Here is a 26,075-nt window from a genome sequence, read left to right as displayed (position 1 = left end):
TGATCTTGTGGCATGCCGAGACGGTCTCCTCGCCTTCTCCACCGTCACCTGCCCCCCACCATCCGCTGTCGACTCACCGAATGAGACGACCTCTTAGGCTTCAGCCATGCGCGTACTGATCGTGGAGGACGAGCCCTACCTGGCCGAAGCCGTCCGTGACGGGCTACGGCTCGAGGCGATCGCCGCCGACATCGCCGGCGACGGCGACTCCGCCCTGGAACTGCTCAGCGTCCACTCCTACGACCTCGCGGTCCTCGACCGCGACATCCCCGGCCCCTCCGGCGACGAGGTCGCCCGGCGCATCGTCGCCTCCGGGAGCGGCATCCCGATCCTCATGCTCACGGCAGCCGACCGGATCGACGACAAGGCCTCCGGTTTCGGGCTCGGCGCCGACGACTACCTCACCAAACCGTTCGAACTGCGGGAGCTCGTCCTGCGGCTGAGGGCGCTCGACCGCAGACGCGCGTACGCCCGGCCCCCGGTCCGCGAGCTCGCGGGCCTGCGGGTCGACCCCTTCCGCCGGGAGGTCTTCCGGGACGGGCGGTACGTCGCGCTCACCCGCAAACAGTTCGCCGTCCTCGAAGTCCTCGTCGCAGCCGAGGGCGGGGTCGTCAGTGCCGAGGAACTGCTCGAACGGGCCTGGGACGAGAACGTCGACCCCCTCACCAACGCCGTACGCATCACCGTCTCCGCGCTGCGCAAACGGCTCGGCGAACCATGGATCATCGCCACCGTGCCGGGTGTCGGCTACCGCATCGGGACCGGCCCCGACACCATCCGCCCCGGCACTGCGCATGGATAGACGCCGGGGACTCAGCGCCCGACTGAGACTCACCCTCAGCTACGCCGGATTCCTCGCCGTCGCCGGCGCGCTGCTACTGGCCGTGGTGTGGGGATTCCTGCTGCGCTACGTGCCGGACAACCCGCAGGGCCTGCTCGGGGTCTCGCCCAACCGCTGGCTCCTGGTGCGCACCTTCTTCCCCGCTGCCGCCGTGGCGATGGCCTGCCTCCTCGTGTTCGGCCTCGTCGGGGGGTGGTTCCTCGCCGGCCGGATGCTCGCACCGCTCAGCCAGATCAGGGACGCGGCACGGAGGGCCGGGGACGGGTCGCTGTCGCACCGGATCCGGATGAAGGGCCGCCAGGACGAGTTCCGTGAACTCTCCGACGCGTTCGACTCGATGCTCCAGAAACTGGAGTCGCACGTCGACGAACAGCGCAGGTTCGCCGCGAACGCCTCCCACGAACTGCGCACCCCGCTGGCGATCTCGCGGACACTCCTCGACGTCGCCCGCAAGGACCCCACCCGCGACCGGGAGGAGCTCGTCGCACGCCTGCAGGCGGTCAACACGCGGGCGATCGACCTCACCGAGGCCCTCCTGCTGCTCAGCCGCGGCGACACCGGCGCCTTCACCCGGGAGAACGTCGACCTCTCCCTCCTCGCCGAGGAGGCCGCCGAAACGCTGCTCCCCCTCGCCGAGCAGCGCCGGATCACGCTCGGCGTCACCGGCGGCGCGGCCCGGACCAGCGGCTCCTCTGAGCTCCTGCTGCGGATGGTGACGAACCTCGTCCAGAACGCCGTCGTCCACAACGTCCCCGCCGGCGGCACCGTGACGGTCCACACCGAGACGGTCCACACCGGGACGGACGGCGGCGGGACGGACGGCGCCACGAGCGTGCTGCGGGTCGAGAACACGGGCCCTGCGCTCCCACCGGACCTGGTACCGACCCTCACCGAACCGTTCCGGCGGGGCGCGGACCGCGTGCGCACCGACGAACACGCCGGCGTCGGCCTCGGCCTGGCCATCGTGCACAGCGTCGTCCGCGCCCACGACGGCTCCCTCGACCTCGACCCCCGCCCCACCGGCGGCCTCCTCGTCACGGTCCGGCTTCCCGGCGTGCCCTAGGCGTCGTCGTCCGCCCGCGAGGGCCGGGCGTCGGGCGCGGCAGCGAGCGGGGGTTCGGGCACGGAGTCGGGCACGGCAGCGCGCGCGGAGTCGGGCACCGCAGCGAGCGGGGTGTCGGGCAGGGCAGCGCTTCGGCGGTCGGCTCGCGAGAGCAGCCACCGGCCCGAGACTCCCGTCGTGAAGAGCCCGGTGACGAGCGCGAGAAGTGAGACGCCCGGACCCGAGGTCCAGTCGACGGACCGGAAGTGGACCGCGAGGACGACCGCCGTGGCGAGCGCGACCAGCGGGACGGCCCGCAGCGCCGGTCGGATGCGGGTCAGGTCGTCCTCGGCCAGCGCGCCGAGGACACCGACGCCCAGCGCGAGCGCCCACACACCGAGGCCCTGCGCGTCCGCACGGTTCACCGTCCAGGGCACGAGCGCGCCCCAGAAGTCGGGGAAGGCGAGCAGCCCCCCGCCGATGCCGAACCATCCCGAGCCGACGACGGCGAGCGGCGGCTTCGACCAGGCGGGCAGCGGTACGACCGGCTGCCGCGGCGCCGCGCCCGCGGGCCCCGCGGGTCTCCGGTACTGCGCGACCAGGCAGCCCACCGCTCCGAGGGCGAGCAGTCCGAGAACGGCGACCCAGCCGAGGCTGAAGAGGGCGAGGAACAGCGGCCCGCCCTCGGCCGCCTGGAGCGAGCCGCCGTTCAGCAGGCTCACCGTGAACAGGCCTGCCAGCACGATCACCAGCGGCAGCACCAGGCTCCGCACGTCCTCCCAGAGGCGCGCCCGCCCGATCGTGAACAGCGCGGGGGCCACTCCGGCCATCGCGGCTCCGATGAGCCCGGGGCTCAGCGCCTCCGGGGACACCCAGGCGCCCGCCGCGTACCCGAACAGGCTCGTCACGGTGAGCAGGGCGCCGCTGGTGACGCTGATGCCGCCCACGACGGCGCTCAGGACGACGATGCCGGGCGACAGTTCCTTCTGGACGGCCATCAGTTACTCCCCTCCGCTCCGACACCGCCGGCACCGGCACCGACCGGATTCGCGGTCGCCGGACCGGGTGGGACCAGCGGATCACCTGTGAACTCCCCCTGTCTTCTGAGAACTTCGCGGCCGTGCAGGATCCGCAGACTCACCACCGTGACCGCCGCGTACGACAGCATTCCCGCGCCGATGCCGACTCCCGCGATCAAGGACGTGAGCCGGTCCAGGCCCATCGTCCGCTCCAGTACGGGCACGGTGACCGCCGAGAAGGCGGGCGCCAGGCACTGGGCCGCCAGGTGCAGCCGCCACTCCTCGCGCGCCCAGACCGCTCCCCGCCCGCGGGCGCGCGTCGCGCGGACCGCGATGACGGCGTACGTCAGCACGTACGGGACGAGGTACGCGACGAACAGCCGTCGCCCCTGCGTCCCCTGGTCGAGCAGGGCGTACGTGATCCAGCCCAGGCCCGCGGCGCCGAGGACGTGGGCGGCGACGAGGACCGGGCCGGGGGCCCATGTGCCGGCCAGGCCGGGCACCTCGGCCCGTCGGTCGAGGGCCCGGGAGGCCAGGAGCGCGCCGAACGCGACGAGGGCGCCGAGGTGCATGATCGCGACGCGGTTGACGTCCTGGAGGGAGAGGCCGGGGTACAGCGCGGGCAGCGCGCCCCATTCGAGCCGCAGCAGCGGAGCGGTCATCAGGAAGCCGTAGCAGAGCAGCAACCAGCGCTGGTGCAGGTCCGGGAAGCCGCGCACCGCGGCGAGGACTCCGGAGGTCACGCTGCCCACCGTGCCCACCAGGATCGTCGCGAGGACGATCCAGAACGCGGCGCCGCTGAAGGCCTCCGCCGGCGGGGTGCGCAGGAGGTAGAGCGCCGCGCCGGCCATCGACACGTACACCGTGCCGGCGAAGACGGTTCCGAGGACGCGGTGCAGCCGGATGCGGCGGCGTACCGCCGAGAGCAGCTGCACCGGGCCGAGCAGCATCAGGAGGCCGCCGAGGACCGAGTGGACGATCAGCGGGACCAGGCTGCGGGTGTACGGCCCCATCCGGTCGCGGACGGCGTCGGCCACGAACTCCGCGGACACGGACCGGCCGAGGAGCCACTCGCCGATGGCGGGCGCTCCGGGTGTGGCGTACGGCCAGAGTTCGGTCATGGCGATCGGCGCGTACACGAGGCAGACCACCGTCACGGCGACGGCGGACACCTGCCCCCACCTGATGCCCGTACCGGTGCCGGTGTCCGTACCCCCGCCCGTACCCCCGCCCGTATCCGTGCTCGTATCCGTGCTCGTATCCGTGCTCGTCGAACGTCCCACGGCGCATCCCCCTCCACCGTCCACGGCGCCGGACCGCCGCGATAGTCCTTTCTGGACTATGGAGGAAGGTAGGGCGGGGCACCGCCGGGGTCAACCGGTCAGTAACAAGAATCGGGACTCGCGGACGGAATCAGGATTCGCGGCTCTCGACCCAGTGCCAGAAATCGACCATCATCCGCTCGTACCGGATACCGAACTCCAAGGCCTCGCGCTGCCCGCGCGTCAGCAACTCACCCACCTCGCCCGCGAGTTCCTCGTACTCGTCCAGGGTCCGCCGGTGCTCCTCGATCTGCACTGGGGAGTGGACGCGCGGGCTCGCCCCGAACCACAGCTTGAGGATGCCGCGTTCGCGCGCCTCGACCGGGACGAAGGCGGGATCGGCCAACCAGCCGCGGAGTGCCTCCGTGCCCTCGTCGGTGAGCTTCATCAGGCGCCGGTTCCGGCCGCCGGACTGCCTGACCTCCGAGAGCAGCCCCGCCTCCAGGAGCCGGTCGCACTGGGCGTAGACCTGGGCGTGCGGCATGGACCAGAACGGCGCCACGGTCCGCGCGGCCTCGACCTTCACGTCGTACGGGCTGGCCTCACCCAGCTTGTCGATGATGCCCAGCACGAGGAAGGAGGGCGTGGTCAACCGGACGTCAGACATGCGTCCGACGGTACCGCGAGGGCCCGGCCCCACCCCCTCCGCTGCTCCGCTACTCCGCCCGCAGGGCCCGCGCCGTCGCGGCCCTGGCCGCCCAGCCGGCCGGGAGCAGGGCGCCGGCCGTCGCGATCAGCACGCCGGCGGTCGCGAGAAGCGCCAGCAGGGGCGCGCCGTAGACGTCGATGTCGGCGGACGGAATCGTGGTGCCGACCGCGCGGCCCATGGCCGGCATGACCTGGCGGTGGAGTGCCACGCCGAGCGGCACCCCGACCGCGCCCGCCACCAGGCCGATGGCTCCGACGGAGGTGAGGACCTGCGCGACGGTCTGCCGCGGGGTCATCCCGAGCGCCTTGTACACGCCCAGGTCCCGGACGCGGTCGCGGGTGTCGAGGACCACCGTGTTGAGCACCCCGAGGCAGGCGACGACGACCAGCATCAGCGTGAGCATGGCGATCAGGGCCTGCATCGCCCGGATGACGCTCGACTTCCCCGCCTCCGTGACCGCGGCCTCCGCGCCGAGCGGGGAGACGGCGGCGTCAAGCCGCTCGGCGTAGTCGGCGGGGTCCGTGCCGGGGGCGAGGGTGACGGCGAAGTCCGGCGGCATGTAGGGAGGTTGCAGCGCGGCGATGGACGTGGTGCCGCTGCGCAGGGTCATGCCGTCGCCGCCCAGGTCGAAGACCTCGCCCACGATCCGCACCCGGGCGGTGCGCCCCTGCTCGGACAGGGTGACCGTGTCCCCCACGCGGACCCCCGTCGCCCGGAGGAACCGTGTCGGGGCCACCGCCTCGCCCGCGGCTCCGAACCATCGTCCGGAGACCATCGTGTGCGGGCTGCCGGCGGTGTTCCCCTCGTACGCGACGAGCGGCGCGCCGCCCTTGAGCCCCGCCACCTCCACCTGGGTCTGCGCGGTCCGGTACACGGAGTCGGTCCCCGGGAGCGCGGCGATCGCCGCAGCCACCGCGGCCGGGTCGGCCGGCTTTCCCGGCAGAGGCCCTCCCGGTCCGCCGTCCCCGGCACCCGGCTGATCCGGCGCGGTGTCGTCCGGCCGTGCCACGGTGCGGACGGTGACGTCGCCGCCCTTGTCCGGATCCCCGTCGGTCTTCACCGCGACCAGCGTGCTCCCGAGTCCCATCGCGAACGTCACCGCGAGGGCCCCGAAGGCCACCGCTGCGGCCGTACTCGCCGCGCGCGCCGGGCGCGCGAAGGGCGCGGCGAGGCCGAGGGTCACGGGGCGCGGCAGCGGCAACCGCCCGAACAGGCCGCGGATCCGCAGCCCACGCCCGCCCGCGGCGGACGCGCCGAGGCGGAGCACCGCCGCGGTCGGCATCCGGGCGGCACGCAGCGCGGGGCCGAAGGCGGCCGCGGCCACCACCGCGAGGGCGCCCGCGGGGACCACGACGTCCACCCAGAGCGGGATGAGGACCGCCGTCGTCCCGTACGTCTCCGCCACCTCGGCCATGAGGGGAACGGCGAGCACATTGCCGAGGGCGACGCCGAGCAGGGCCCCCACGGAACCCGGGATCAGGGCCTGCGCCACGTACGCCCGTCCGACCTGGAGGGGGGTGAAGCCGAGTGCCTTGAGGACGCCGATCCGGCGGGTCGCGGCGCCCACGGCGCCGCTCACGACGATGCCGATCACCAGGACCGACATCGCGAGTCCGAGGAGGGCGAAGGCGGTCACGAAGGGCACGAAGGCCGCCGTGTTCTCCTGGGCGGTCTCACGGACGTCGAGATACGACCGGGCTCCGACGACCGCACCCGCCGGGGCGGCGGCGACGATCGCGTCGCGGCCCGCCGCGACCTCCGCGCGCGTGCCGGCGGCGGTGAGCCGGTAGAGCATCTGGAACGCGGGCGGCCGCTCCCCCACGAGCATCGTGAGCTGCGCCGGTACGACCCAGGCGTCGGCGCTCTCCCCGGCGGACCCGGCGATGCCGACCACGGTGAGGACCGCACCCCCGGCGGTCAGGCGCGTCCCCACGCCGGCGCCCGGCGGGCGGGACCCCCGCTCCAGGACGACCTCACCGGGAGCCGCCGCCCACCGGCCCTCCACCAGGGCCACCGCGTCCACGGGCCCGTCGGCGGACGCCCGGCCGACCACCGTCAGGGGCGGCGGTTCGAAACCGGGCGGCGCCTCCACACCCTCCGTACGGAGGCGTACGGAGACGAGGGCGAACGGGCCGGCGGCCGCGGCGACTCCGGGCGCGCGCGCCGTCGCGGCCGGCCAGTCCTCGGTGCTCCCGGCCGAACCGGCGTACCGCACGGTCAGATGCGCCCCGCGCTGCTGGGAGAAGGCCCGGTCGAACGGGGCGCCCGAGGCGACGAGGAGGCCGACCGCGAGGACGGCGGAGGCGACGGACAGCAGCGTGGTCAACACCATCACCACGGTCTGGGTACGCCGCCGCCCGACGCCCGCGCGCACGACCCGGCCGAGCGCGCCACCGGACGACCGGCCCCGCGCGCCGCCGCGCGGCGCGCGCTCTCCCGGGCCGCCGCCGCTCATCGGGTCACCGCCACGACGTCCCGGGCGACGCGGCCGTCGACGAGTTCGATCGTGCGGGTCGCGCAGGCCTCGGCGAGCGCCAGGTCGTGGGTGACCAGGACGATGGTCTGCCCCTCGGAGTTCAGCTCCCGGAGGAGATCGCGGACGTCCGCGCCGGACGCGGTGTCCAGCGCTCCGGTCGGCTCGTCGGCGAGGAGCAGCGGCGGCCGGTTCATCAGGGCCCGCGCGACGGCGACGCGTTGCCGTTCGCCCCCGGAGAGACGGCCGGGGTGCACGCGCGCGTGCCGGGCGACGCCGAGCCGCTCCAGGAGTTCGGCGGCCCGCGCCGCCGCCCGGGCCCGTGGCATCCCGGCGAGCTGGGCCGGGAGCAGCACGTTGTCGGTCACGGTGAGGTCGTCGAGGAGGTTGAAGAACTGGAACACCATCCCGATCCGGCTGCGCCGGTAGGTGGCGGAGGCGGTCTCGTTCAGCCGGTCGACGCGCAGTCCGTCCACCGTCACCTGCCCGGTGGTGGGCCGGTCGAGGCCGGCGAGGAGGTTGAGCAGGGTCGACTTGCCGCTGCCGGAGGGACCGAGGACGGCGAGCGCCTCGCCCCGTGCGACACGCAGGGTCAGCCCGGACAGTGCGGCCCGGTCGTCGTCGTACGTCCTCCCGACGTCCATCAGCTCGATCAGGGGCTCGGGTCCGGTCATGGGCCCTCCAGGGCTCGGGGTGCGGGGTGCGGGGTGCGGGAAACGGCGACGAAGGGAGCGCGGCCGGCCGGCTCCCGGCGGGGATCCCGTCGGCCGTGCCCACGCCGTACCGACGCTAGGAGCGGCCCCGTCACGGGCGCGTCGGTCGCGGTGCCGAAGCTCCGTACCGTCCGCGGTGGAGGCGCGGTCACGTCATCCGTGCGATGTACTCCCCGGGAGCGGCGCCCTGGTCCCCCGGGCTGATCCGCCCGCTCCCCCGCCTTGGCAGACTGCCCCGGTGAGCTGGTACGAGGAACTCGTCGACCGGGTGCGCGGCCCCCGGACCTCCGGTGCGCCGCCCCCGCTGTCCCGCTGGACGTGGGTGACCGACGGGCTGCTCGCCCTGGCGCTCGCGATCACGACGATCGTGGGTGATCTGAACCGCTCGTACGTGGACGTCCATCCGGATCCGAGCGACACTCCGCTCCTCCTCCCGGTGCCTCCGGTGATGCCGGTACCGCCGGTGGTCCCGTCACCGCCGGAGATCCCGTCGACGATCCCGGTGCCGCCGTCGATCCCGGCGCCCGTGCCGCCCCTCCCCCCGGAGATCCCGGCGGTTCCCCGCCCCGGGGCCGTGGAGTATCTGCTTCCCCCGGCCGAGGCCTGGGAGTTGCTCGCGGCCGCGCTGACGGCGCTGCCACTGGTGCTGCGCCGCCGCTTCCCGCTGACCGTCTACTGGGTGGTGATGGGCGCGACGGTGCTCCTGCACCAGGGCCAGGTCGCCGCCGACGCGACCACGGTCACCTTCGCGTCGGGTCTGGTCGCGGCGTACAGCGCGGCGATGTACAGCCCGCACCGCACGGCGGTGATGGTCTCCCTCGTCGCGGGCGTGGTGCTGTACGCGGTCTTTCCCCTGGTACCGGACGTGGACGAAGGCTTCGTACCCCTGCTCGTCCTGCTGCCCATCGCCCTCGCCTCGCACGGCGTCCACCTGTGGCGCCAGCGGGAGCGGGCGCTGCGTGCCGAGCGGGAGGCCGAGCTGCGGCGGGCGGTGGAGGCGGAGCGGTCCCGGATCGCTCGGGAGCTGCACGACGTGGTCACCCACAACGTGAGCATGATGACGATCCAGGCCGGCGCCGCGCGCACGGTCCTCGCCGCCTCCCCCGACCTGGCCCGCGAGGCGATGCTCGCGGTGGAGGCGGCGGGGCGGACGGCGATGTCGGAGCTGCGGCACGTGATGGGGCTGCTCACGATGGCCGCGGACGGCCCCGACCCGGCCGCCGATGTGGACCTCGCCCCGCAGCCGGGCCTGGACCGGCTGACGGAGCTGACGGACCGGGTGCGGGCCTCCGGGGTGCCGGTGGAGGTGACGGTGGAGGGCGAACCGGTCGCGCTGACGGCCGGGGTGGACCTCGCCGCCTACCGGGTGGTGCAGGAGGCGCTGACGAACGTGGTGAAGCACGCGCCGGGCGCGCGGGTCTCGGTCACCGTGGCGTACGAGCCGAAGCTGCTCCGCGTGGAGGTCTCCGACACGGGCGCTCCCGGCCCCGGCACCTCCCGGGAACGGGGTCCCGAGCGGCGGGCCCCGCTCCCGGGCGGTGGTCACGGCCTGCTCGGACTGCGGGAACGGCTCGCGGTCTACGGCGGTACGCTGCGGGCGGGCAGGGGCCCGGACGGTGGGTTCGAGGTCCGGGCGGTGATTCCGTGGGAGGCTCCGTGACCGACGCTCCGCGCAGGACCGACGCTCCGCGGGTGGTGATCGTCGACGACCAGGCCCTGGTCCGGACCGGTTTCCGGATGATCCTCGCCGCCGACGGCATCGACGTGGTCGCGGAGGCCGCCGACGGTGACGCGGCGGTGGCCGCGGTGCGGCGGACCCGGCCGGACGTGGTCCTGATGGACATCCGGATGCCCGGAACGGACGGCCTGGAGGCCACGCGCCGCATCCTCGCGGACAGGGCCGGGCAGGCGGGCGGGGCGGACGAGCCGGAGGCGCCCAGGATCGTCGTCCTCACCACCTACGACCTCGACCGGTACGTGTACGCGGCGCTCGGCGCGGGCGCGAGCGGCTTCCTGCTCAAGGACGTGACTCCCGAGCATCTGACGGCGGCGGTGCGGCTCGTCCGGTCCGGCGACGCGCTCCTCGCCCCGGCGATCACCCGTCGTCTGGTGGAGCGCTTCGCCACGTCCGACGGACGATCGGCCGCCCCGCACCGCGAACTCGCCACGCTGACCCCGCGCGAGCTGGAGGTCTTCGAGGCCCTTGCGCGCGGTCACAGCAACGCCGAACTGGCCGAGCGGTTCCGGCTGAGCGAGGCGACGGTGAAGACGCATGTCGCCCGCATCCTGTCGAAGCTCCGGCTGCGCGACCGGGCACAGGCCGTGATCGCGGCCTACGAGACGGGTCTCGTCACACCGGGTTCGGACAGCAGGGGGCCCGCCGGATCCCAGTGAGGGGCCGCCATCTCCGGCAGCCCGCCCGGCAGCCCGCCCGACGCCCCCACGTCCCACCCTTCCGGGAACACCCACGGCGTCTCGCCCTCCGGCTCCCCCTCCGGATCCCTTTCCGGATCCCTTTCCGACGGCCCTTCCGGGCTCAGGACGTCGTCGAGCTCCGTCAGGCGGATGAGCCGGAGGATCCACGGCTGGTCGCAGACGAGCCGCCAGCGCGCCCCCCGCTGCCGGGTGCGCACGGCGCAGTGGGCGAGGAGGCCGAGCCCGGTGGCATCGCAGAAGGTGAGGCGCCGGATGTCTACGGTCAGGGCGTCGGACTCCCGCACGAGGGCGTCGAGCTCGGGCCGCAGGTGCCGTACGAGGACGAGGTCGAGTTCACCCCGGAGGGCGGCGACGGTGGCGCCGCCGGTCGAGCGGACGGCCATGTAGGGGTCATGACGGGGGATCAGCTGCATCGGGCGCTCCACAGGGTGGCTCCATGTGTCGCTTCGAGCGTGGACGTCCGCCTTCCGGGAGGGACGTTTCGCCTCGGCCGCTGTCACCTGAATCGGTGAATGTTCGAGCCACTTCCCCTCGTACGGACGACCGATGTGCGTACGTACGGCCACGCCCGCCGGATTCCTCTCCGCCTCACACGTCCAGCTCCACGTCCGTCAGGGGATACGCGACGCACGCGTGCGCGTACCCCGAGTCCGGGTCGGAGAGCCGGAGTCGGGCCTCGTCCGCGTGGTGGACCTCGCCCTTGAGGACGCGGACCCGGCACAGGCCGCACTCGCCCGAGCGGCAGGCGGACTCGGGGCGGACGCCGGCGTCCTCCAGGGCGTCCAGGAGGGGGCGGCCCCTCGGGGTGCGGAAGGCCGTGCCGCGGGCGGCGACCGTGACCTGCTCCGCAGGGTCGGCACCGGCCGGCCAGTGCGGCTGCCGGGTGGGATCGGCGGGGGCGCCGTTGGCCTCGAAGCGGATCCGGCGGCGCGGGTGTCCGAGCCGCTCGGTGAGCTGACCGAGGGCGTACGGGTAGAGGGCCTGGGGCCCGCACACGTACACCATCCGCCCGTCGAGGGGCCCGGCGAGCTCCGTGACGAGTGCGGCGGTCAGCAGTCCGGTGGGGCCCTGCCAACGCGGGTCCCGTTCCTGGAGGACGTGGTGGACGCGGATGCCGGGACGGTCGGCGGCGAGCGCGTCGAGCTCCGTGCGGAACAGGACGTCGTCGAGGGACCGGGAGCCGTAGAGGAGATGGAAGCGCCGGTCGAGGCCCCGGTCGGCGATCTCCCTGGCCATGCTCATCGCGGGTGCGACACCGGAGCCGCCCGCGAGAAAGACGACGTCCTCGCCGTGGAAGAGCGGGTTGTGGTGGAAGGTGCCCTGGGGACCGGTGGTCGTCAGGGTGTGACCGGTGGCGAGGGTGTCGAGCAGGTGGTTGCTGATCCGCCCGCCGGGCACGCGGCGCACGGTCAGGTCGTAGTGGCTCAGGTCGGCCGGGCTGGAGGAGATCGCGTACGGCCGGTTCGTCCCGTCCGCGAACACTCCGACGTACTGCCCGGCGAGGAAGGGCGGCAGGTCGGTGCCGTCGGGGCGGCGGAGCCGGAAGGTGCGGGTGCTCGGCGTCTCGTCGACGACGCGGTCGACCCGCAGGTCGAGCCGGCGCGGGTGGTAGGCGTCGATGGTGCGGCGGGTCCGCGCGGCGTGGTCGGCGGCGTCGGCCGGGCGGGCCGCGATCTCGTCCCGGATGCGGTCCGCGCCGGCGAAGCGCGCGGTGAGGTGATGAGGCGTCACAGGTGTCTCCCGGGTCACTTCAGGCGGCCTTGGACCGCAGCAGGCGCCGGGCCACGCGCGCGCCCGCTTCGAGGGTGGGCTGGAAGCCGCCCATGCCGGACCAGGATCCGGCGAGGTGGAGGCCCGGCACGTGCGGGCGGAGTTCGCTGTCGCGGAACTGCCAGCTCTCGGTGGCGTCCTGGTCGTAGCCGTAGATCGCCCCGCCCGGGTGGCCCAGGTAGCGGCTCATGGTGAGCGGGGTGGCGACGTCGACCTCCTCGATGACGCCCCGGATGCCGGGGGTGACGGTCTCGACGAGGTCGAGCAGTGTCTCGGCGTAGGCGAACTTCTCCCGGGCGTACGCGGCGGGTTCGACGCCGTCCCAGGCGGAGCCGTACTGGAGGGTCATGAGGCTGACGTGGGTGGCCCCGCGGGGCGCGAAGCCGATCGGCTCCACGTCGTACGAGGTGACGCAGATGCCCCGGGCCGGTTCGCGGGTACGCCAGGAGGCGGACGTGCGGTCGGCGTCCAGGTCGGTGTTGACGAAGGTGGTGCTCGTGGTGAAGCCGAGTTCCGCCGGGCCGGCGTCGAGGCCCATGTGCAGGACGAAGCCGGAGACCCCGATCCGACGGGAGGCGAGGTCGGCGCGGACGGCGCCGGGGATGTCGAGGCCGTCGAGCATGCCGTACGTGAGGGGCAGGGAGGCGTTGGAGACGACATCGGTCGCGCTCACCTCCTGGCCGTCGTCGAGGCGGACGCCGGCGACCTTCCCGCCCCGCGTCAGGATCGCGTCGACCGCGGTGTGGAACCGCACGTCGCCGCCGGCCTCCAGGAACGCGTCGAGGATCGCGCTGGACATCGCCTGCGATCCGCCGCGGAGGTGCCAGGGCTTGAACTCCAGGTACGCGAAGAGGACAAGGGCCAGGTCCTGGAAGGGCAGCCGGGACGGCGGCTGGCCGAGGTAGCCCCAGTAGGAGGCGAGGACCGCCTTGAGGCGCTCGTCCTCGAAGTGCTCGTCGAGGACGTCCCGCGCGGGCCGCAGGCCGTGCCGGAAGAGGAGCTCGTCCACCTGGTCGGCGGGGGTGCCGCGCATCGCGGCGATCTGCCAGAAGGTGAGGTCCCGCACGAGGGCGAAGAACCGTTCGATGCGGGCGCGGTTGCCGGGGAAGTGCGCCTCCAGGGTCGCGGTCGCGCCCTCCCAGTCCGCCGGCAGGGTCACGTCGAAGGAGCCGGGCACGACCGTGCGGTAGAGGTCGGGTTCCCCGACCCAGGTCAGCCGGTCGCCGATGCCCAGTTCGTCGAAGAGGGGCCGCAGCGTGAACGCCTGGCCCTCGGCGCCGATGCCGGAGAGCTGGTGCAGCGCCACCTCGAACTCGAACCGGCCCCGGCGGAAGGAGGTCGCGCAGCCGCCGGGCACGCTGTGGCGCTCGACGAGCAGCGTGCGGGCGCCGGCCCGCTGGAGGGTGGCGGCTGCGGTGAGCCCGGCGTTGCCCGCGCCGATGACGACGGCGTCGAAGTCCGCGCCGCTCACCGCTCGCCCTCGGGGGCCGTACCCGCGGCGGACGCGGCGAAGGCCTCCTCCTTGATGCGGTCGAACTGGGCGCCCATGGCGGCGGAGAGCGCCTGCGCGGCGGAGAGCGGCCGGACCATGACCATGAAGTCGTCGATCCTTCCCTCCTCGTCGAAGTGGAGGAAGTCGCAGCCGTTGATCTCCATGTCGCCGACCTTCGCGGTGAAGACGAGGGCGTGGTCCCGGCCGTCGTCGCTCCCGATCTCCCGGACGTACGTGAAGTCGGTGAAGACGCGCATCACTCCGCGCAGGATCGCGGCGGTGATGGCCTTGCCGGGGTACGGACGGAAGGCCACCGGGCTGGTGAAGACCACGTCCTCGGCGAGCAGGGCCTCGATGGCGGCGTGGTCCCGGTTCTCGACGGCGGTACGGAACGGATGCATGACAGCTCCTTATGCAACTTATTGATTAGGTGCAAGTGCAGCTAACCGCATCGCCCGGGAGACGTCCAGGGGTCGGCCGGCCCCGCCCCTACCCCCGCCCCCTCACCCCTGCGCCGCCTCCGAGGCCTGCGACGCCCCCGCGCGCCGCAGGGGCGGCCACGTCAGCGCGGTCCAGGCCCGCAGCAGCCATTCGACCGGGCCGTACCGGTGGCGCCGCAGCCACCACCGACTCGCGACGGCCTGTGCGGCGAAGAGCGCGACCGCGATCGCGAGGACCCCGGACGGCGGCACCCGCCCCACCAGGCCCGCCCCGTACCCGGTGAACAGCAGTGCACAGACCAGCGATTGAGCGAGATAGCAGGTCAGCGTCATGCTGCCCACCGGCCCGAGCACGGCCACCGTCCGCTTCCCGAACCGCCCCTGGGCGAGCCGGAGCACGGTGGCGGCGTACGCGGCGGCGAGCAGCGGCGCGGTCAGGACGTCGACCGCGACGGCGAGGGCCTGGTAGGCACTGTCCGACGCCACCAGGTTCGCGTGCGCGTAGATCACCGCGCCGAGCAGCCCGACCGTGAAACCCGCCCACTGGAGCCGGATCAGGGTCCCGCGATGACGGGCGAGGTCCCCGAGTGCCCGGGCCCGCCCGGCGGCGAATCCGAGGAAGAAGGCGGCCAGTGCGGCCGGAGCCTGGAAGAGGATCAGCACGAACACGAACTCGGACAGCTGCCCCAGATGCTCCCCGATCACCGCGCCGGGGCCGCCCCGCAGCTCCCGCATGGCCCGCTCGGCCTCGGCGGCGGCACCCGGATCGGCCCCCGCGTCGCCGGCCAGATGCACGCCCCACGCGAGCAGGAGGTACAGGGCGGCGGTGACGGCGAGCAGGATCACGGCGGTACGCACTGCGGCGCGGGGCCGCACACGGCGGGCGGCGAGCAGGATCAGACCGAGGACGGCGTACGTGGTGAGGATGTCACCGGGGTACAGCAGGACCGCGTGCAGCGCGCCGAGGACGAACAGGCCCGCGAGGCGCCGCAGGAAGCGCGGGGCGAAGCGGACGCCGCCGCGCTCGGCCGAGTCGAGCTGCAGGGTGAAGCTGTACCCGAAGAGGAACGAGAACAGCAGGAAGAACTTGGCCTCGAAGAACACCGTGCCGAACCACCGGACCGCGCTGTCGAGCGGCGAGTCGAAGCCGGGGTCCGCCAGACCCACACCGTGGTAGGCCGATGCCAGGTAGCCGATGTTGACGACGAGGATGCCGAACAGGGCGAACCCGCGCAGGGCGTCGACGTGCGCGAGCCGCGCACCGCCCCCGGGTCCCGGATCCCCGGCGCCTCGCTCTGCCGCCGTCGCTTGCAGTGTCATGCCCTTCCCCCGTATCTATCGATTCAAAAACGTTCGTATCGAGAATGAACGTATTACTATCGATAGCGCAAGCTCGAAGGCAGAGCCCGACGGAGGAGGACCGATGGACACAGGGCCGGCGGACACGGGGCCGGTGGTGCACCGTGGCGTGCCCGAGGGCAGCGAGGCCAGGGTCGCCGCGTTGTACTGGGAGGCGTTCGGGCGCAAGCTCGGCGCCGCCCTGAATCCCCCCGACAAGGCCCGCGCCTTCCTCGCGGCCCACCTCCACCTCGACCGGGGCGTCACCGCGCTCGTCGACGGCGAGGTGGCGGGCGTGGCGGGCTACCAGCTCGACGGGCGCGGGCTCACCGGTGGCGGCGCGGCGGACGTCCTCGCGGCGTACGGGCTACTGCGCGGGCTGCCCCGCCTCGCCCTCCTCGCGCTCTTCGAACGCCGGCCCGCCGACCGTGAGCTGGTGATGGACGGCATCGCGGTCGCCCCGGAGCACCGGGGCACGGGCATCGGCGGCCTCCTCCTGCGCGAGATCGCGGCCGTGGCCGCCGAAGCAGGCTGCCGCCGCATCCGGTTGGACGTCATCGACGTCAATCCCCGCGCCCGCGCGCTGTACGAGCGGCACGGCTTCGTCTCCGTCCACACGGAGAAGACCCCCTATCTGCGCGATCTGATGGGCTTCGGCTCCGCCACGACCATGCACCGGCCGGTCACGGCCGCCGACTTCCCGCACGGCCAGGAGGCCCGATGAAGCGCCGCATCACCCCGACGGGGGCAGGGACGGCGGAAGCCGCCGAGGAATCCGGACGCGCCGAACATGCCGGACGCACCGAATCCGCCGAACCCGCCTCCCCTGCGGAGGACTCCGCGTGGAACCCCGTCCCCACCCGCACGCTCGTCCACGCCCTCGTCCGCACCGACGGCACCGTCGACGCCGGGGAGCTCTACGCCGTCGCCGGGCTCCTCTCCATGACCGACCAGCAGGTCCGGCTCTGCGTCAAGCGCCTTGTCGCGGAGGGCCGTTTCACCCACGAGGGACGGGGGCGCAAGGCCGTCCTCCGCGCGGTCGCCGACGCCACCGGCGCGATCGCTCCCGACGCCGCCCATGTCGGTCACGCCTACCGCCAGGACCACGGCCTCGCCCCCTGGGACGGCAGGTGGCACCTCTTCGCCTTCGCCGTGCCGGAGTCGGCGCGGGCCGCCCGCGACGCGCTCCGCGACACCCTGCTCCACCTCGGCGCCGCGCCGCTCCACGGGGGCCTGTACGCCGCCGCCAATCCGATCGCACCGCTCGTCGAGGCCCAGGCCCACCACCTCGGCGTCCCCGGCCAGGTCACGTACCTCACCAGCACCGACCTGCGGGTCGGGGACGTCGCCGAACCGAGGGCGCTGGCCGCCGCACTCTGGCCGCTCGACGAGATCGCCGCCCGGCACGACCGCCTGGCCGCCTTCGCCCGAAGCTGCCTCCACCGCCTGGAGAACCCGGACGACGCGGAGCGCGCCGGGAGCCCGACGGCCCCCGAGCGGCTGACGCTCGCCGTCCAGCTCGCCGCCGCCTTCACGTACGCCATGGGGCCCGACCCCCTGCTGCCCCCCGAACTGCTCCCCTCGCCCTGGCCGGGAGCCGGGGCGCGTCAGCTCTTCGCCACCGCGTGGACCGCGCTGACGAACCGCCCCGGGCAGGACTCCGGTTCGCCGCTCCCCCGCCTCTTCGCCCTGTACGAGGACCTCACGGCCTTCGCGTGAAGCGTGATCGTCCGTGGGTGACGCCGGGCGGAGGGTCGGCCATACTGGCCCGCGGCATTCCAACGGGGGCGTGCCGCACAGGGGGTGGCGAGTGGACGGCGTTGACCTGCCGGAGCGCATCGGCGACTACGTCGTGGAGCGCGAGCTGGGTGCGGGCGGCATGGGGACGGTGTACCTGGCACGGTCACGGGGCGGACGCACCGTGGCGGTCAAGGTGGCCCGCCCCGAACTGGCCGCCGATCCGCATTTCCGCGCCCGGTTCCGCGCGGAGGTCGATGCCGCCCGCAAGGTCGGCGGGTTCCACACCGCGCAGGTGGTCGACGCCGACCCGGACGCGGCGGCGCCCTGGCTCGCGACCGCCTACATCGCGGGGCCGACGCTCTCGGGACTGCTCGCCGAGCGGGGTCCCATGGACGAGGCCCGACTGCGGCTGCTCGGCGCGGCGTTGGCGGAGGCGCTGCAGGCCATCCACGACTGCGGCCTGATCCACCGTGACCTCAAGCCCGGCAACATCATCATGGCCGACGACGGTCCGCGGGTGCTCGACTTCGGTATCGCGCGGGCCCTGGAGGCGACCCGGCTGACCTTCACCGGCGCGGCCTTCGGCACGCCCGGCTTCCTGGCCCCCGAGCAGGCTCAGGGTCTCGAAGTGGGCGGCGCCGCCGATGTGTTCGCGCTGGGCGCGGTGCTGGTCGCGGCGGCCGGTGGGCAGCCGTTCGGGGAGGGCACCCCGATGATGCTGATGTACCGGGCGGTGCACGAGCCGGCCGACCTGTCCGCTCTGCCGGAGGGCATACGCCCGGTGGTCGCCGCCTGCCTGACCAAGGATCCGGCGCAAAGGCCCACCCCCAAAAGGCTGTTGGACCTCCTTGCCCCGGAGACCGCCACGAAGCCGGCGGAGGCGGCTGCGGAGGCGGCTGCCCACCCGACGGCACCGGCCTCCCCGGCGGCGGCGCCGGCGGCACCATCTCCGACGCCTTCCCTGACGCCGACACCGACGCAGACGCCGACCGCCGTGTCGGCCGTGGCACCGACCGCCGGGGACATCGCCGATGCCGCGACCGTCGGCGCGCCCCCGCGCGCCGCAGCCCCGGGCGCCGCGACCGCGGGCGCCGCAGCCCCGCCCGCCGGGTCCCGGGGCGCCGGGTCCCCGCCGGGGAAGATGCCCACCGGACGGGTCGCCGCCGTCGCGGCCGGAGCCCTGCTCGTGCTCGGTGGCGCGGGCTACGGCATCTACGCGGCCGGAGGGCCGGGCTGGGGCTCGGACGCCTCCTTCCCCCCGGCCACGCACGAGCTCGTCCTTCCCGAGTCGATGGTGGACGGCGCGTACGGGCGCAACATCGAGAACCGCCTTCCCGCCGACCCGCAGCCGGACAACGGAGGCCAGAAGGGCTCGACGCACTACTCCGCCGACTACACCGTCACCAGTGCCGGCCTCGAGAAGGGGGTCACGTTCCGCACGGTGGAGGTGTACGGCTCGTCGGGCCGGTACACGGACCCGGAGTGGGACCGGGACAGCCTGATGAGAGCCATGACCGTCACGGGCCGCGAGACCGTCGGCGATCCGGCCAGAACGATCCGCGTGCCCGGCTCGGACGTCGACTTCCGCTGCGAGACGGTGGACGGCAAGACCGTGTGCGGCTGGGGCGACGCCAACACCACCGTCGCGATCGAGTTCACCCCGAGCGCCTCCCTCGAAGTGGCGGCGGCGGAGACGCGCAAGATACGTGACGAGATCCGCAGGCCGGTCGCGACCCCGACGCCCTCGCCTTAGGGCCCTCGGCCCGCCGAGCCCGTCACCGCCGCCGGCGGGATACGGCGGAACTCCACCGTCTCGTACGCGCTCCCGGTCCCGGTCCCGTGGAGGAGTCCGATCGTCGCCTCGTCCAGCTGGACGAGATCCGAGTACGCGGCCCTGTTGCGGGACACGGTGAGCCTCGGCATGAACGTCCGGCCGCCGTCCTCGCTTACAGGGCGGGCTCGCCGACTGCAGCCCTGCGGACGGCCCGTCCCTCGGACCGCACCGCCGGGGCCGTCATCCGCTCCCCGGGTCGGGTCAGCCCGCGAAGCGGGCCATCCAGGACTCGACCTCTGCCGAAGAGCGCGGGAGGCCCGCCGACAGGTTCTCGTGGCCGTCGTCGGTGACGACCAGGTCGTCCTCGATCCGGACGCCGATGCCCCGCCACTCCTCCGGCACGGTCAGGTCGTCGGGCTGGAAGTACAGCCCGGGTTCGACGGTGAGCACCATGCCCGGTTCGAGGACGCCTTCGACGTACTCCCCCGTGCGGGCCTGCGCGCAGTCGTGGACGTCCAGGCCGAGCATGTGCCCGGTGCCGGCCATCGTGAAGCGACGCTGGAGACCCAGGGCGTACGCGCGGTCGACGGGGCCCTCGATGAAGCCCCACTCGACGAGCCGCGCCGTCAGGTGCCGCTGGGACGCCTCGTGGAAGTCGCGGTACGGGGCACCCGGCTTGACCGCGGCCATACCGGCCTCCTGCGCCTCGTACACCGCGTCGTACACCTGGCGCTGTACCGGGGTGAACGTGCCGCTGATCGGCAGCGTGCGGGTGACGTCGGCCGTGTAGAGGGAGCGGGTCTCCACGCCGGCGTCGAGCAGGAGCAGCTCACCGGGCCGGACCGGGCCGTCGTTCTCCGTCCAGTGCATGATCGTGGCGTGCTCACCGGCGGCGCAGATGGAGCCGTATCCGACGGCGTTGCCCTCCAGGCGCGCCCGGCGGAAGAAGGTGCCCTCGATCCACCGCTCGGAGGAGGCGACGGCCTTCGACAGCTCGCCGACGCAGTCGGTGAACCCGCGGACGGTCGAGTCGACCGCCTTGCGCATCTCGCCGATCTCCCACGCGTCCTTGACGAGCCGGAGTCCGGAGAGCGCCTCCTCCAGCTCGTCGTCGCGCTCCTCGTCCGTGGTGACCGCGGCTTCGAGCACCGGGTCGATGCCACGGACGATCCGGGTCGGCACACCGGAACCCGCGGCCAGGTCCTCGGCGACGGTCCGGACGTCGCGGCAGGGCAGCCCGAGGACGACCTCGGCCTCGGCGAGCGAGCGGCGCCGGCCCATCCAGAGCTCGGCCGTGTAGCCGATCCAGAACTCGTCGTTGTCGCGGCTGTCGCGCGGCAGCTGGTAGCAGTAGGCGTCGTGGCCGCCGTCCGCGCGGGGTTCGAGCACGAGGGCGCCGTCGCGCGCCTGGTCGCCGGTCATGTGCACGTATCCCGTGTACGGACGGAAGGGGTACGTGTCGTCGTTGGAGCGGGTCTTGAGGTTGCCGGAGGGGATCACGAGGCGCTCGCCGGGGAAGCGCGCGGAGAGCACGGCCCGGCGGCGGGCCGCGTACGGGGCCTGCTCGTCCGGCTCGAGCCCGTGCCGCTCGGTGTCCGCCCACCCCGACCTCATCAGGGTGGAGAGCTCCTCGGAGACGCCTTCGTAGAGGCCGTTCTTGCGACCCTTCGCCACGTCCTGCACCTTCTTCCGGATGAGTTCCTCGACCGCCGTGGGCCGGCGACTCCCGGAAGGTACTCCGCTACGCGGGCGCCGGTTGCCGAAGACCGCCAGTGGCACGGATCGGCCAGGCCGGTGCCTGCGTACCGGTGCCTGCCGGACCGGCCTACCCGCACCGGCGCCTGCCGGACCGGCGCCTACCCGCACCGTCTAACGGGGCGTCCAGGCGGCGGTCGGCCAGTCGTACTCGGAGAAACCGTCCGGCAGCTTGCCGCAGGGCGCGTAGGTGTTCAGGGCGAAGGTGCCCGTGGGCGCGTACCAGTCGACGTCCACCTTGTCGCCCGTCCCGGGGTGTTCGAAGCGGTAGCCCAGGTCGGAGACGTCCTTGCCGACGAGCTTCCAGCCGTCCCGCTCCAGGCGGAGCCGGGTGCGCGCCTGTGCCGCGCGGGCCGTCGCCTCCGGCACGTCCGTGACCTGCCAGGAGAGTCCGAAGCTGCGCACGTCGAGGCGCCCCCGGTCGATGTGGGCGACGGAACGGAGGCCGCGGTAGGAGCAGGTGCCCGTCTCCACCCGGGACTGCACACCGGGGGCTCCGGGGAGCGCGGCCTCGTCGTAGACCCGTTGCGCCTGCGCCTTGAGGCGCACGGCGACCGCGTCGGGGTCGGCCTGGGGGTACGGCGGACCGTTCCACAGGTAGTAGCCGGCGGCGACCAGGCCCACGGCGATCAGGCCGTAGAGAAGCGGCCGCACCACTCGGCCCGGACGACTTCGGGCAACAGCACTCATGATCGGGAGCGTAGGACGGCCACCCCGCACCGCGCGTGGGCGCTGCTACTCACCCGTGGGTGAGTAGCAGCGCCGCGGCGCAGCGGCTCAGCCCCGGCCCGCTCCCCCGACGATGCGGTGGACGACGGCCGAGGCCTGCTCCGGGTGCCGCTCCAGCCACGCGCCGACGCGCACGCGGACGGCCTCCTCGACGCAGGAGCGCACCTCGGCGCCGGCCAGGAGCGTGCGGGTGGCTCCGTGGAACTCCGGCCGGTCCAGCTTCACCGACAGGACCGCCGTGAGTCCCTCGTCGACCCGGTCGGCGGCGAGATCGGGGTCCGCCGCCGTCAACAGGCGCCGCTCCCTCGCGTACGCGGTGAGCGCGGCCGCCAGTCCGGCGCGGAAACCCTCCACGTGCTCGCCGCCTTCGTGCGTGCGGCGGCTGTTGGCGAAGCTCCGCACCACCTGTTCCCCGGAGTCGGACCACCGGAGGGCCACCTCCATGGACCCCGCCATCCGCGGGTCCTCCAGCTCGAAGGAGAGGATGTCCGGGTGGACGGGCGCGCCCCCGGCGTCGGTCTCCAGGCAGGCGACGAAGTCCCGTACCCCGCCCTCGAACCGCTCGGTCCCGGCCCCGCCCGGGGGACGCTCGTCGGTCAGGGCCATGCGGAGGCCCCGGTTCAGGAAGGCGAGTTCCCTGAAGCGCTCCGCCAGCACGTCGTACGAGCATTCCGTCGTCTCGAACAGGCCGGCGTCCGGCCAGAAGGCCAGGGTGGTCCCGCTCCCCGTCGCGGGCCCGGCAGGCAGGGGCGGGGCGAGCGCGACACCCCGCGCGTACTCCTGGATCTCGCGGACTCCCTCGCGTCGCACCTCGGCGGTCAGACGGCTCGACAGCGCGTTGACCGTGCTCAGCCCGGCGCCGAAGAGGTCGAGCCTCACCACACGGCTACCACCGAGCTCCCACCCGGCGTACACGCGTGTCAGCCGGGCTTCCAGGCCGGGAGCCGCGGTGTCCCCCGCGCTCTCGAACGGGACGCCGGGCCCGTCGTCGGCGACCCGGACGCCGCCGTCGGACGTGAGCGTGACATCGACGGAGCCCGCACCACGCGTCAGGACCCCGTGCACGGCCGGGCTCAGGGCTTCGTACACCATCTGGTGCAGACCTCGTTGCGAGGTCGATCCGACATACATCCCGGGCCTCTTCCGGATAGCCTCCAGTCCCTCGATCACATGGATGCGGCCGGCGTCGTACGTGCGTGCGTCGTCGCTCATGAAGTCCCCTCCGACAGTGTCTTCCAGACCTCCGTCAGCCTAGGCGGATTCCCACAAAACGCCAGGTCAGAGGGGTTCTAGCGAACGCCTGGGAGGGGAGGTGGGAGCCCGTCGGAAGGCGGACGACCCTGGGATCCGCGCCCCTTGTCGGCGGCCGTCCGGGGTGGCCTTCAGGCCCGTCACGGCACACGAACGGCGGGGACCGACGGCCCCGAATCGAAGACGTCGATAATCGCTGCATGGCGAACGAGAAACTCAGCGAGGCACTCCGGCTTCTGGGCATCGGTCAGGAGGGCGCCCGGGTCTACCGGACGCTCCTGGAGTGCGGGCCCGCGCCGCTGAGTTCGATCGGTGCCGCGGCCGGGCTCGGGGACGAGGCGCTGGCGGAGGCGTACCGCGAGCTGGTCGACTGCGGTCTGGCGAGCACCGCCGAGGAGGGTTCCGACGTCGTGGCGCCGGTGCCGCCCACCGCGGGTCTGGAGATCCTCGGGCGGCGGCGGGCGGCCGAGCTCGACGCCTCCCGGATCACCGTCGGGGGCGCGTTCGAGTCGTTCCGGCGGCACCGACTGGCGGGGTATCACGACCCGCTGGTGGAGGTCGTGACGGGTGACGCCATCGGGCTCCGGATGCGTCAGGCGTGGACGAGCGCCCGGGAGCAGATCCGGCAGTTCGACTCGCCGCCGTACTTCCCCCTCGTCGGCGCCACGGACGACGCGCTGGCCACGCTCGCGCGTGGGGTGACCCAGCGAGTCGTGTACTCGCGGGAGTCCCTTGAGTATCCGGGGCAGTTGGAGAACTCGATCGAGCCGTGCATCGAGGCCGGCGAGCAGGCGCGGGTCCTGCCGTCGGTGCCGGTCAAGCTGGTGGTCATCGACGACGCGTACGCCCTGGTCGCCCTGTCGATCAAGGAGACGGACGTGTACAACACGATGCTGGTCGTGCAGCCGTGCGGCCTGCTCTCCGCGCTCGTGGCGCTGTTCGAGCAGGCCTGGCAGAACGCGCTGCCGTTCCACGGCCGTTCGGCCCGGCCGGCGGGGCTGCTGCCCGCCGACCGGCGTCTGCTCCGGCTGCTCGCGGCCGGAGCGAGCGACGAGGTCATCGCCCGGGAGCTCGGCGTCAGCCGCCGTACGCTCTTCCGCCGCGTGCAGGTCCTGATGGCCCGGCTCGGGGCTACGAGCCGGTTCCAGATGGCGCTGCAGGCGCAGCGGTCGGGGTGGCTGTGAGCGGTCCGGGGATCGTCGTCGCCTCGGATACCGAGCCGGCCTCCGCTCCCCCTCCCACCTCTGCTCCCGCTCCCGCTCCCGCTCCCGTGAGCTGCTGCCACAGATAGGTGTGCACGAGCGCGCTGTTGTGGGCGGCCTGTTCGTTGTCTCCCGCGCCCGCGTGCCCGCCGCCGGTGTTCTCGTGGAAGAGGACCCGGTGGCCGAGTTCCCGCAGTCGGGCCGCCGTCTTCCGGGCGTGCCCGGGGTGGACGCGGTCGTCGCGGGTCGAGGTCATCAGGAGGACCGGCGGGTAGTCCCGGTCCGCCGCGAGCCGGTGGTACGGGGAGAGTGCGAGCAGGTGGGGGCGGTCGGCCTCGTCGTCGGGGTCGCCGTACTCGGCGATCCAGGACGCGCCCGCGAGGAGCTTGTGGAAGCGGGTCATGTCGAGGAGCGGCACCTGGGCGACGATCGCGCCGAAGAGCTCGGGGTGGCGGGTCAGCATGGCGCCCATGAGGAGCCCGCCGTTGCTGCCGCCCTTGGCGCCCAGCATGGCCGGGGTGGTGATGCCCCGCGCCACGAGGTCCTCGGCGACGGCGGCGAAGTCCTCGAAGGCCCGGGGGCGTTCGGCGCCGAGCGCGGCCTGGTGCCAGTCGGGGCCGTACTCGCCGCCGCCGCGGATGTTCGCGATGACGTAGGTGCCGCCGCGCTCCAGCCAGGCCCGGCCGGTGACCCCGCCGTAGAACGGGGTGAGGGAGACCTCGAAGCCGCCGTAGCCGTAGAGCAGGGTGGGACCGGGGCCGGGCGCGGTGGCGCGGTCGGGGCCGACGACGAAGTACGGGACGCGCGTGCCGTCCCGGGAGGTCGCGAAATGCTGGTCGACGGTGAGGCCGGTGGGGTCGAAGTGGTGCGGGGCCTGCTTGAGGACCTCCGAGCCGGCGCCGATCCGTCCGTGGTGGAGGGTGGAGGGCTGCAGGAACCCGGACACGTCGAGGAAGTACTCGTCGGACACGTCGGGGTCGGTGTCGACGACGCTGACGGCGGACAGGGCCGGGACGCCGACGAGCGGCTCGCGCGTCCAGCCGCCGTCGGGGGCGGGGGTGAGGACCTCGATGTGGGTGCTGACGTCCCGCATCGTCTCCAGGAGGAGGTGGTTGCGGGTCCAGGTGTGTCCGGCGAGGGCGGTCCGGGGATCGGGCGTGAACAGCACGTCGGGAGTGCGGTCGCCCGCCAGGAAGGCGTCGAAGTCGAAGGCGAGCAGCGAGCCCGTCGGCTGCCCGAGCCACGCGGACTTGAGGGTGACGATCAGGTACTGCCGATGGGCGTAGGCGCTCGCGTCGTCGGGCACGTCGATCCGTACGCGGGTGCCGTCGGGGCGCAGGAGGTACGTCTCGCTGTGGAAGAAGTCCAGGGAGCGGCCGACGAACTCCCGCTCGAACCCCGGTGTGGTGTCCCGGTAGCCCCAGGCGGCCACGTCCGCCCGGTCGGCCTCGTAGACGAGGATGGCGTCCTCGACGGGCGTGCCGCGCCGCCATCGGCGGACGGTGCGCGGATAGCCGGAGTCGGTGAGCGAGCCCGGGCCCAGATCCGTACCGACGAAGACGGTGTCGTCGTCGACCCATCCGATCCGGGTCTTGGCCTCGGGCAGCCGGAATCCGCCGTCGACGAACTCCCGTGTGCCGAGGTCGAATTCGCGGACGACGACGGCGTCCCCACCGTCGCACGAGAGTCGCACCAGGGCCCGGTCGTACTCCGGCCGCCGCACCCGCGCCCCGTCCCAGACCCACTTCTCGCCCTCGGCGTCGGCCAGCGCGTCGACGTCGAGGAGCACCTCCCACTCGGGGTCGTCCTGGCGGTACTGCTCCAGGGTGGTCCGCCGCCAGACTCCGCGCAGGTGGTTCGCGTCCCGCCAGAAGTTGTACAGGTGCTCACCGCGCCGCACGGTGTAGGGAATCCGGTCGGAGGCGTCGAGCACCTCCCGCAGCCGCGTCTTCAGGGCCCCGAACGCGTCGCCCTCGGTCACCGCTCCCGCGGTCTCCGCGTTCCGCTCGGCCACCCAGGCCAGCGCGGCCTCTCCGGAGACGTCCTCCAGCCACAGGTACGGGTCGTCGTGGTTCAGGTTCCCCATGGG

The 26,075-nt window shown here is 73.6% G+C and carries 23 protein-coding genes; 8 read left to right on the top strand and 15 right to left on the bottom strand.

The genetic code is table 11. The features are described from left to right. The first annotated feature begins 106 nt into the window (after positions 1 to 106). Together E0F75_RS19185 and E0F75_RS19180 are read left to right on the top strand one after the other, a co-directional pair. On the top strand, positions 107 to 802 hold the full coding sequence (locus E0F75_RS19185) for a response regulator transcription factor (RefSeq protein WP_187623738.1): 696 nt from the start codon (positions 107 to 109) through the stop codon (positions 800 to 802). Beyond that, positions 795 to 1,904: a HAMP domain-containing sensor histidine kinase gene (locus E0F75_RS19180; protein WP_187623737.1), complete on the top strand. Its 1,110-nt coding sequence runs from the start codon at positions 795 to 797 to the stop codon at positions 1,902 to 1,904. The genes E0F75_RS19185 and E0F75_RS19180 overlap by 8 nt, the downstream gene beginning before the upstream one ends. On the opposite strand, the gene E0F75_RS19175 is transcribed toward E0F75_RS19180, so the two are convergent. The 5 genes from E0F75_RS19175 to E0F75_RS19155 all read right to left on the bottom strand — a co-directional run bounded on the left by E0F75_RS19175 (position 1,901) and on the right by E0F75_RS19155 (position 8,020). After that, positions 1,901 to 2,881, bottom strand: a complete 981-nt coding sequence (locus tag E0F75_RS19175) for a hypothetical protein (RefSeq protein WP_187623736.1) — start codon at positions 2,879 to 2,881, stop codon at positions 1,901 to 1,903. The two genes, E0F75_RS19180 and E0F75_RS19175, sit on opposite strands and share 4 nt — an antisense overlap. Further along, positions 2,881 to 4,074, bottom strand: coding sequence for a DUF2306 domain-containing protein (locus tag E0F75_RS19170; protein WP_229312735.1), 1,194 nt, complete (start codon positions 4,072 to 4,074; stop codon positions 2,881 to 2,883). The genes E0F75_RS19175 and E0F75_RS19170 overlap by 1 nt, the downstream gene beginning before the upstream one ends. A gap of 241 nt (positions 4,075 to 4,315) precedes the next feature. Further along, complete coding sequence (locus E0F75_RS19165; protein WP_187623735.1) at positions 4,316 to 4,831, bottom strand: PadR family transcriptional regulator; 516 nt, start codon at positions 4,829 to 4,831, stop codon at positions 4,316 to 4,318. A gap of 49 nt (positions 4,832 to 4,880) precedes the next feature. Beyond that, entirely contained in the window at positions 4,881 to 7,328 is a 2,448-nt protein-coding gene (locus E0F75_RS19160; RefSeq protein ID WP_187623734.1) for an ABC transporter permease, read from the bottom strand. Further along, positions 7,325 to 8,020 (bottom strand): ABC transporter ATP-binding protein, encoded by a 696-nt coding sequence (locus E0F75_RS19155; RefSeq protein WP_187623733.1) that lies wholly within the window; start codon positions 8,018 to 8,020, stop codon positions 7,325 to 7,327. The genes E0F75_RS19160 and E0F75_RS19155 overlap by 4 nt, the downstream gene beginning before the upstream one ends. Before the next feature lie 277 nt (positions 8,021 to 8,297). Between E0F75_RS19155 and E0F75_RS19150 the strand changes: the two genes are divergently transcribed. Then, entirely contained in the window at positions 8,298 to 9,719 is a 1,422-nt protein-coding gene (locus E0F75_RS19150) for a histidine kinase (RefSeq protein ID WP_229312734.1), read from the top strand. Further along, entirely contained in the window at positions 9,716 to 10,453 is a 738-nt protein-coding gene (locus E0F75_RS19145) for a response regulator transcription factor (RefSeq protein ID WP_229312733.1), read from the top strand. Before E0F75_RS19150 ends, E0F75_RS19145 begins: the two co-directional genes overlap by 4 nt. On the opposite strand, the gene E0F75_RS19140 is transcribed toward E0F75_RS19145, so the two are convergent. From E0F75_RS19140 to E0F75_RS19120, 5 genes are all read right to left on the bottom strand, one after another. Then, on the bottom strand, positions 10,393 to 10,908 hold the full coding sequence (locus E0F75_RS19140; RefSeq protein WP_229312732.1) for an STAS domain-containing protein: 516 nt from the start codon (positions 10,906 to 10,908) through the stop codon (positions 10,393 to 10,395). The genes E0F75_RS19145 and E0F75_RS19140 overlap by 61 nt on opposite strands. 175 nt (positions 10,909 to 11,083) lie before the next feature. Beyond that, a complete protein-coding gene (locus tag E0F75_RS19135) occupies positions 11,084 to 12,226 on the bottom strand; it encodes an FAD-binding oxidoreductase (RefSeq protein ID WP_187623730.1) in 1,143 nt (380 codons plus the stop codon). A gap of 19 nt (positions 12,227 to 12,245) precedes the next feature. Beyond that, positions 12,246 to 13,736, bottom strand: coding sequence for an NAD(P)/FAD-dependent oxidoreductase (locus E0F75_RS19130; protein WP_187623729.1), 1,491 nt, complete (start codon positions 13,734 to 13,736; stop codon positions 12,246 to 12,248). Next, the gene (locus tag E0F75_RS19125; protein ID WP_187623728.1) at positions 13,733 to 14,158 is read right to left on the bottom strand and encodes a nuclear transport factor 2 family protein; all 426 of its coding nucleotides are present in this window, start codon (positions 14,156 to 14,158) and stop codon (positions 13,733 to 13,735) included. Before E0F75_RS19125 ends, E0F75_RS19130 begins: the two co-directional genes overlap by 4 nt. 102 nt (positions 14,159 to 14,260) lie before the next feature. After that, positions 14,261 to 15,517 carry a DUF418 domain-containing protein gene (locus tag E0F75_RS19120; protein WP_187623727.1) on the bottom strand — a complete coding sequence of 419 codons (1,257 nt, stop codon included), beginning with the start codon at positions 15,515 to 15,517 and terminating at the stop codon, positions 14,261 to 14,263. Positions 15,518 to 15,620: 103 nt separating this feature from the next. Here E0F75_RS19120 and E0F75_RS19115 point away from each other — a divergent pair, with 103 nt between their 5' ends. The 3 genes from E0F75_RS19115 (at position 15,621) to E0F75_RS40730 (ending at position 19,028) form a co-directional block, all read left to right on the top strand. After that, positions 15,621 to 16,259 (top strand): GNAT family N-acetyltransferase, encoded by a 639-nt coding sequence (locus E0F75_RS19115; protein WP_187623726.1) that lies wholly within the window; start codon positions 15,621 to 15,623, stop codon positions 16,257 to 16,259. Beyond that, positions 16,256 to 17,254 carry a PaaX family transcriptional regulator C-terminal domain-containing protein gene (locus tag E0F75_RS19110; RefSeq protein WP_187623725.1) on the top strand — a complete coding sequence of 333 codons (999 nt, stop codon included), beginning with the start codon at positions 16,256 to 16,258 and terminating at the stop codon, positions 17,252 to 17,254. The genes E0F75_RS19115 and E0F75_RS19110 overlap by 4 nt, the downstream gene beginning before the upstream one ends. A gap of 91 nt (positions 17,255 to 17,345) precedes the next feature. Then, entirely contained in the window at positions 17,346 to 19,028 is a 1,683-nt protein-coding gene (locus E0F75_RS40730; RefSeq protein WP_374115412.1) for a serine/threonine-protein kinase, read from the top strand. Here the strand turns inward: E0F75_RS40730 and E0F75_RS19100 are convergent. The 4 genes from E0F75_RS19100 to E0F75_RS19085 all read right to left on the bottom strand — a co-directional run bounded on the left by E0F75_RS19100 (position 19,025) and on the right by E0F75_RS19085 (position 22,745). Further along, positions 19,025 to 19,198, bottom strand: coding sequence for a sialidase family protein (locus E0F75_RS19100; RefSeq protein WP_187623724.1), 174 nt, complete (start codon positions 19,196 to 19,198; stop codon positions 19,025 to 19,027). The two genes, E0F75_RS40730 and E0F75_RS19100, sit on opposite strands and share 4 nt — an antisense overlap. 112 nt (positions 19,199 to 19,310) lie before the next feature. Next, positions 19,311 to 20,723, bottom strand: coding sequence for an aminopeptidase P family protein (locus E0F75_RS19095; protein ID WP_187623723.1), 1,413 nt, complete (start codon positions 20,721 to 20,723; stop codon positions 19,311 to 19,313). Positions 20,724 to 20,918: 195 nt separating this feature from the next. Beyond that, entirely contained in the window at positions 20,919 to 21,494 is a 576-nt protein-coding gene (locus tag E0F75_RS19090; protein ID WP_187623722.1) for a hypothetical protein, read from the bottom strand. An 87-nt stretch (positions 21,495 to 21,581) separates the two neighbouring features. Further along, positions 21,582 to 22,745: an ATP-binding protein gene (locus E0F75_RS19085; protein ID WP_187623721.1), complete on the bottom strand. Its 1,164-nt coding sequence runs from the start codon at positions 22,743 to 22,745 to the stop codon at positions 21,582 to 21,584. Positions 22,746 to 22,984: 239 nt separating this feature from the next. Here E0F75_RS19085 and E0F75_RS19080 point away from each other — a divergent pair, with 239 nt between their 5' ends. Continuing rightward, positions 22,985 to 23,968 carry a helix-turn-helix transcriptional regulator gene (locus E0F75_RS19080; RefSeq protein ID WP_187623720.1) on the top strand — a complete coding sequence of 328 codons (984 nt, stop codon included), beginning with the start codon at positions 22,985 to 22,987 and terminating at the stop codon, positions 23,966 to 23,968. On the opposite strand, the gene E0F75_RS19075 is transcribed toward E0F75_RS19080, so the two are convergent. Then, a complete protein-coding gene (locus tag E0F75_RS19075; protein ID WP_187623719.1) occupies positions 23,916 to 26,072 on the bottom strand; it encodes a prolyl oligopeptidase family protein in 2,157 nt (718 codons plus the stop codon). The two genes, E0F75_RS19080 and E0F75_RS19075, sit on opposite strands and share 53 nt — an antisense overlap. Positions 26,073 to 26,075 lie beyond the last annotated feature (3 nt).

It is taken from the genome of Streptomyces sp. CB02980 (genome assembly GCF_014451325.2).
Lineage (GTDB): Bacteria > Actinomycetota > Actinomycetes > Streptomycetales > Streptomycetaceae > Streptomyces.
The sequence above is the reverse complement of the archived record's forward strand: the minus strand, read 5'-3'. Positions and strand labels throughout refer to the sequence as shown.